Origin of the sequence: Burkholderia sp. E168m23, from assembly GCF_016586125.1 — a bacterium.
Classification (GTDB): Bacteria; Pseudomonadota; Gammaproteobacteria; order Burkholderiales; family Burkholderiaceae; genus Burkholderia; species Burkholderia orbicola.
Genome location: NZ_BCPP01001161.1, coordinates 1 through 1,899, shown reverse-complemented (window position 1 = coordinate 1,899; position 1,899 = coordinate 1). Strand labels below are relative to the sequence as shown.

General features: G+C 69.0%; 2 protein-coding genes and 1 pseudogene. All 3 read left to right on the top strand.

The window, feature by feature from the left end; all coding sequences use genetic code 11:
- Positions 1–725, top strand: a pseudogene (locus JMF90_RS35220) (DUF802 domain-containing protein); the annotation flags it as partial.
- Between the two features lie 3 nt (positions 726–728).
- Positions 729–1,373, top strand: a complete 645-nt coding sequence (locus JMF90_RS35215) for an OmpA family protein (RefSeq protein WP_006479648.1) — start codon at positions 729–731, stop codon at positions 1,371–1,373.
- Positions 1,370–1,899: DUF2894 domain-containing protein (locus JMF90_RS35210; RefSeq protein WP_201326177.1), on the top strand; the 530-nt coding region annotated here is incomplete at its 3' end. The genes JMF90_RS35215 and JMF90_RS35210, both read left to right, overlap by 4 nt.

The following is a 1,899-nucleotide window of genomic DNA, read 5'->3' as shown; positions in this document are numbered from 1 at the left end:
TTCGGCTCGCCGCGATGGCCACCGCGCTGCGCGACGAATGGGCGCAGACGAGCGCGCAGGCCGCGGCGCGCCAGCAGGACATCTGCGACACGCTGACCCGCACCGCGAACGACATCACCGCGCAGGCGCAGGTGCACGCGAGCGACACGATCAACGAAATCGCGCGTCTCGTGCAGGCCGCATCGGAAGCGCCGAAAGCCGCGGCCGACGTCGTCGCCGAGCTGCGCCAGCGCCTGTCCGACAGCATGGTGCGCGACACCGCGACGCTCGAGGAACGCAGCCGCCTGCTCGCGACGCTGGAGACGCTGCTCGGCGCGGTCAACCACGCGTCGACCGAACAGCGCGCCGCGATCGACGCGCTCGTCAGCACGTCGGCCGATCTGCTCGACCGCGTCGGCGCGCGCTTCAACGACACCGTCGATGCCGAAACGCGCAAGCTCGATTCGGTGGCCGCGCAGGTCACGGCCGGGGCCGTCGAAGTGGCGAGCCTCGGCGATGCATTCGGGATGGCCGTGCAGGTGTTCGGCGAATCGAACGACAAGCTGCTGACGCATCTGCAGCGCATCGAGGCCGCGCTCGAGAAATCGCTCGCGCGCAGCGACGAACAGCTCGAGTACTACGTCGCGCAGGCGCGCGAGGTGATCGACCTGAGCGTGATGTCGCAGAAGCAGATCGTCGAGGATCTGCAACAGCTCGCCGGCCGGCGGGCGAGCGTCGGAGCGTAACGCATGCACGACGAAATCGACGGCGGCGCGCCTTCGGCGCCGGTATGGCCCGCGTTCGCCGACCTGATGTCGGTGCTGCTCGGCGCGTTCGTGCTGATCCTGGTCGGCGTGATCGGCATGCAGCTTCAGCTCACGTCGAAGCTCGAGGAAGCGGTGCGCGCGCGCCAGCTTGAAGCGCAGCAGCGCAAGTCGCTCGAACAGGCGCTCGCCGGGCCGCTCGCGGCCGGCCGCGTGACGCTCGTGAACGGGCGCATCGGCATCAGCGGCAACGTGCTGTTCGCGCTGAACTCCGATCAGTTGCAGCCCGCGGGCCGCGACCTGCTGAAGACGCTGGCCGGCCCGCTCGCCACGTACTTGAAGACCCGTGACGAGATCCTGATGATCAGCGGCTTCGCGGACGACCAGCAGGTGCACGCGGGCAACCGCCTGTTCGCGGACAATTGGGAACTGTCGGCCAAGCGCGCGTTGACCGTGACGCGCGCGATGATCGATGCCGGCGTGCCGGCGTCGTCGGTGTTCGCGGCCGCGTTCGGTTCCGAACAGCCGGTCAGCTCGAATGCGGACGATGAAGGCCGCGCGAAGAACCGCCGCGTGGAAATCGCGCCGGTGCCGCGCAAGTCGGCGTCGAACGGAGGAAAGGCAAAGTGACGGGCGACGCGACGCAGGTTCGCGCGATGCTCGACGCATGGCGCGAGCAGGGCGCCGACCGGCTCGATCCGGTAGGTTTTCATCGGATCGATGCGCTCGAACGGCGCGCGGCTGTGCTCGACGGCGCTGCACGCGCGTTGCTCGATGTGCGGCTGGCGACGTTAATCGATGGGTTTGCGAAGCGCGTCGCGCGCGACGACGATGCCGAAGCCCCGCGCGAGACGGTGCAAGCCGCGACGAGCGTGCCCGCGCGCGGCGCGCTTGCCGCGCTCGTCGAAGGCTTCGCGCGTGATGCGCAGGCCGACCGGCGCGGGCTCGATCCCGAACTGATCGACTACTTCCGCACGATGTGGTCGAAAGTCCGCACGGAACAGCAATACCGCCAGTCGCTCGACCAGGTGCCGCGCAACGCGGGGCCGCTCAATTCGAACAGCCTCGTGCACCGCTCGCTCGCGACGATGCGCGACCTGTCGCCGGAATACCTGCAGCAGTTCCTGTCGTACGTCGATGCGCTCGCGTGGCTCGA